Consider the following 5,388-nt stretch of genomic DNA (forward strand, 5'->3'; position numbering starts at 1 on the left):
AAGAAGTCCGGCGGTGTCCTACTCTCCCACACCCTCCCGGGTGCAGTACCATCGGCGCTGGAAGGCTTAGCTTCCGGGTTCGGAATGTGTCCGGGCGTTTCCCCTCCGCCATGACCGCCGTAACACTATAAACCTAACAAATCCAACACATGTTGGTTGTTGGTTCAGATTCGCATAGTGGACGCGTAGCAGCTTTGTAGGTCAAGTCCTCGGCCTATTAGTACCAGTCACCTCAACCTGTTACCAGGCTTACAGCTCTGGCCTATCAACCCAATCGTCTATTGGGGGCCTTAACCCATCACTGGGTGGGATACCTCATCTTGAAGCAGGCTTCCCGCTTAGATGCTTTCAGCGGTTATCCCTTCCGAACGTAGCCAACCAGCCGTGCCCCTGGCGGGACAACTGGCACACCAGAGGTTCGTCCGTCCCGGTCCTCTCGTACTAGGGACAGCCCTTCTCAAGTATCCTACGCGCACGGCGGATAGGGACCGAACTGTCTCACGACGTTCTAAACCCAGCTCGCGTACCGCTTTAATGGGCGAACAGCCCAACCCTTGGGACCTGCTACAGCCCCAGGATGCGACGAGCCGACATCGAGGTGCCAAACCATCCCGTCGATATGGACTCTTGGGGAAGATCAGCCTGTTATCCCCGGGGTACCTTTTATCCGTTGAGCGACACCGCTTCCACACGCAAGTGCCGGATCACTAGTCCCGACTTTCGTCCCTGCTCGACCCGTCAGTCTCACAGTCAAGCTCCCTTGTGCACTTACACTCAACACCTGATTGCCAACCAGGCTGAGGGAACCTTTGGGCGCCTCCGTTACCCTTTAGGAGGCAACCGCCCCAGTTAAACTACCCACCAGACACTGTCCCTGAACCCGATCAGGGCCCAAAGTTAGATACCCAAACCCAACAGAGTGGTATTTCAAGATTGCCTCCACCAACACTGGCGTGCCAGCTTCACAGGCTCCCACCTATCCTACACAATCAAGTCCGAATACCAATGTCAAGCTATAGTAAAGGTCCCGGGGTCTTTCCGTCCTGCCGCGCGTAACGAGCATCTTTACTCGTAATGCAATTTCGCCGGGCCTGTGGTTGAGACAGTGGGGAAGTCGTTACGCCATTCGTGCAGGTCGGAACTTACCCGACAAGGAATTTCGCTACCTTAGGATGGTTATAGTTACCACCGCCGTTTACTGGCGCTTAAGTTCTCAGCTTCGCCCCGAAAGACTAACCGGTCCCCTTAACGTTCCAGCACCGGGCAGGCGTCAGTCCATATACAGCGTCTTACGACTTCGCATGGACCTGTGTTTTTAGTAAACAGTCGCTTCCCCCTGCTCTCTGCGGCCATACCACGCTCCACCAGCAAGTGGCTTCACGCGTCCGGCCCCCCTTCTCCCTAAGTTACGGGGGCAATTTGCCGAGTTCCTTAACCACAGTTCACCCGATCGCCTCGGTATTCTCTACCTGACCACCTGTGTCGGTTTAGGGTACGGGCCGCTCGGAACTCGCTAGAGGCTTTTCTCGGCAGCATAGGATCACTGACTTCACCTGAATCGGCTCGGCATCACGCCTCAGCCTTAATGGTGTGCGGATTTGCCTACACACCGGCCTACACGCTTACCCCGGCACAACCACCGGCCGGGCTCAGCTACCTTCCTGCGTCACCCCATCGCTTGACTACTACCACCCAGGTTCCCACGCTCACCAACCTTGACCCGAAGGTCGCAGCCGGCTCGGGCGGTTAGCACAGGAAGGTTCGTCATGGGCGTTCCTTCGCGGGTACGGGAATATCAACCCGTTATCCATCGACTACGCCTCTCGGCCTCGCCTTAGGCCCCGACTCACCCAGGGCGGAATAACCTGGCCCTGGAACCCTTGGTCATCCGGCGGAAGGGTTTCTCACCCTTCTTTCGCTACTCATGCCTGCATTCTCACTCGTACCACGTCCACAACTAGGTCACCCTGCTGCTTCACTCGTGGCACGACGCTCCCCTACCCATCCACACACCTAGACCACAATCCGAAAATCGCAGCCAGGTACATATGTGAATGCCACAGCTTCGGCGGTGTACTTGAGCCCCGCTACATTGTCGGCGCGGAACCACTTGACCAGTGAGCTATTACGCACTCTTTAAAGGGTGGCTGCTTCTAAGCCAACCTCCTGGTTGTCTAAGCGACCCCACATCCTTTTCCACTTAGCACACGCTTAGGGGCCTTAGCTGGTGATCTGGGCTGTTTCCCTCTCGACTACGAAGCTTATCCCCCGCAGTCTCACTGCCACGCTCTCACTTACCGGCATTCGGAGTTTAGCTGATTTCGGTAACCTTGTAGGGCCCCTAGACCATCCAGTGCTCTACCTCCGGCAAGAAACACGCAACGCTGCACCTAAATGCATTTCGGGGAGAACCAGCTATCACGGAGTTTGATTGGCCTTTCACCCCTAACCACAGGTCATCCCCCAACTTTTCAACGTTGGTGGGTTCGGCCCTCCACACGGTCTTACCCGCGCTTCAGCCTGCCCATGGCTAGATCACTCCGCTTCGGGTCTAGAACACGCGACTCAACGCCCTCTTCAGACTCGCTTTCGCTACGGCTACCCCACACGGGTTAACCTCGCCACATGCCACTAACTCGCAGGCTCATTCTTCAAAAGGCACGCCGTCACCTCGAACACAAAGGCTCTCAGCTCCGACGGATTGTAGGCGAACGGTTTCAGGTACTATTTCACTCCCCTCCCGGGGTACTTTTCACCATTCCCTCACGGTACTCGTCCGCTATCGGTCACCAGGGAGTATTCAGGCTTACCAGGTGGTCCTGGCAGATTCACGGCACATTCCACGAGTGCGCCGCTACTCGGGAAAACCCAAAGAAGGCTCGCTGCTTTCGCCTACCGGACTATCACCGTCTACGGTCGGCCTTTCCAGACCATTCAACTAACAACAAGCTTTGTAACTCCTCGAACGCGTGTCAGCACGTCCAATGGGCTCCCACAACCCCGACCACGCAACCCCTGACAGGTATCACACGCAACCGGTTTAGCCTACATCCGCTTTCGCTCGCCACTACTCACGGAATCACAATTGTTTTCTCTTCCTGCGGGTACTGAGATGTTTCACTTCCCCGCGTTCCCTCCTACACCCTATGCATTCAGATGCAGGTGACACCACACAACTGGTGCCGGGTTACCCCATTCGGACACCCTGGGATCACAGCTCGGTTGACAGCTCCCCCAGGCCTATCGCGGCCTCCCACGTCCTTCATCGGCTCCTGGTGCCAAGGCATCCACCGTTCGCCCTTGACAACTTGACCACAAAGATGCTCGCGTCCACTATGCAAATCTCAACAAACAACCAACCCACAACCCCACACCCCAACACCAGCACCACAGACTCTTCATCCACAGCCGGTATATCAGGGCAGGCCATGCCTGGCATGCTCACTTTGCCCGGAGACTCAAACCACCCCCCTCCAACGGGGGCCACCCCCTCAGGGGGTGCGTGGTTTGTTCTCTCAGGACTCAACAGGGTGTCTACACCATCTCCATCCAGCCGCACCAACCCAACATCCGTTCCACGCCACCCAAAGACAGCAGTACTAGGAAAGGCTGGCCGTTGCCAGAGAAAATGTTCGCCAGTGTCTCCGCCAATGAGCACCCCACCACCACACGATTGGGTGATGCGGGCCCCATGCCGCCATTACAGCGGAATGGTGCTCCTTAGAAAGGAGGTGATCCAGCCGCACCTTCCGGTACGGCTACCTTGTTACGACTTCGTCCCAATCGCCAGCCCCACCTTCGACGGCTCCCTCCACAAGGGTTGGGCCACCGGCTTCGGGTGTTGCCGACTTTCGTGACGTGACGGGCGGTGTGTACAAGGCCCGGGAACGTATTCACCGCAGCGTTGCTGATCTGCGATTACTAGCGACTCCGACTTCACGGGGTCGAGTTGCAGACCCCGATCCGAACTGAGACCGGCTTTTTGGGATTCGCTCCACCTCACGGTATCGCAGCCCTTTGTACCGGCCATTGTAGCATGCGTGAAGCCCTGGACATAAGGGGCATGATGACTTGACGTCATCCCCACCTTCCTCCGAGTTGACCCCGGCAGTCTTCGATGAGTCCCCGGCATAACCCGCTGGCAACATCGAACGAGGGTTGCGCTCGTTGCGGGACTTAACCCAACATCTCACGACACGAGCTGACGACAGCCATGCACCACCTGTCACCGCCCCCGAAGGACCCACCATCTCTGATGGTTTTGCGGTGATGTCAAACCCAGGTAAGGTTCTTCGCGTTGCATCGAATTAATCCGCATGCTCCGCCGCTTGTGCGGGCCCCCGTCAATTCCTTTGAGTTTTAGCCTTGCGGCCGTACTCCCCAGGCGGGGCGCTTAATGCGTTAGCTGCGGCACAGAGAACCGGAGAGGCCCCCCACACCTAGCGCCCAACGTTTACAGCGTGGACTACCAGGGTATCTAATCCTGTTCGCTCCCCACGCTTTCGCTCCTCAGCGTCAGTATCGGCCCAGAGACCCGCCTTCGCCACCGGTGTTCCTCCTGATATCTGCGCATTTCACCGCTACACCAGGAATTCCAGTCTCCCCTACCGAACTCTAGCCTGCCCGTATCGACTGCAGACCCGCAGTTGAGCCACGGGATTTCACAGTCGACGCGACAAGCCGCCTACGAGCTCTTTACGCCCAATAAATCCGGACAACGCTCGCGCCCTACGTCTTACCGCGGCTGCTGGCACGTAGTTGGCCGGCGCTTCTTCTGCAGGTACCGTCACTCACGCTTCGTCCCTGCTGAAAGAGGTTTACAACCCGAAGGCCGTCATCCCTCACGCGGCGTCGCTGCATCAGGCTTCCGCCCATTGTGCAATATTCCCCACTGCTGCCTCCCGTAGGAGTCTGGGCCGTGTCTCAGTCCCAGTGTGGCCGGTCGCCCTCTCAGGCCGGCTACCCGTCGTCGCCTTGGTAGGCCATCACCCCACCAACAAGCTGATAGGCCGCGAGCCCATCCCTAGCCGAAAAACTTTCCACCACAGGCCATGCGACCCACAGTGAATATCCGGTATTAGCCCCCGTTTCCGAGGGTTATCCCAAAGCCAAGGGCAGGTTACTCACGTGTTACTCACCCGTTCGCCGCTCGAGTACCCCGAAGGGCCTTTCCGCTCGACTTGCATGTGTTAAGCACGCCGCCAGCGTTCGTCCTGAGCCAGGATCAAACTCTCCAACAAAAACCTGAAGAAATGTCCCGGCAACAAAGTTGCCAAAGGAATCTCCACCAACATCCCAAAAGATGCCGACGGGGAAAAATAAACCAAACTTGGCACTGGCTTATACAAACACCCTGTTGAGTTCTCAAAGAACAAACACACACCGCGA

Annotated in this window: 3 rRNA genes; all 3 read right to left on the reverse strand. The window is 57.3% G+C overall.

Annotated elements, in window-relative coordinates:
• Positions 1-5: 5 nt before the first annotated feature.
• Positions 6-122: ribosomal RNA gene (gene rrf / locus ACTMTJ_RS45275) — 5S ribosomal RNA — on the reverse strand.
• A 75-nt stretch (positions 123-197) separates the two neighbouring features.
• A 23S ribosomal RNA gene (locus ACTMTJ_RS45280) occupies positions 198-3,314 on the reverse strand.
• Between the two features lie 410 nt (positions 3,315-3,724).
• A 16S ribosomal RNA gene (locus ACTMTJ_RS45285) occupies positions 3,725-5,240 on the reverse strand.
• The 16S, 23S and 5S rRNA genes sit together here, the layout of an rRNA operon.
• Positions 5,241-5,388: the final 148 nt, after the last annotated feature.

It is taken from the genome of Phytohabitans sp. LJ34, from assembly GCF_052068095.1.
Lineage (GTDB): Bacteria > Actinomycetota > Actinomycetes > Mycobacteriales > Micromonosporaceae > Phytohabitans.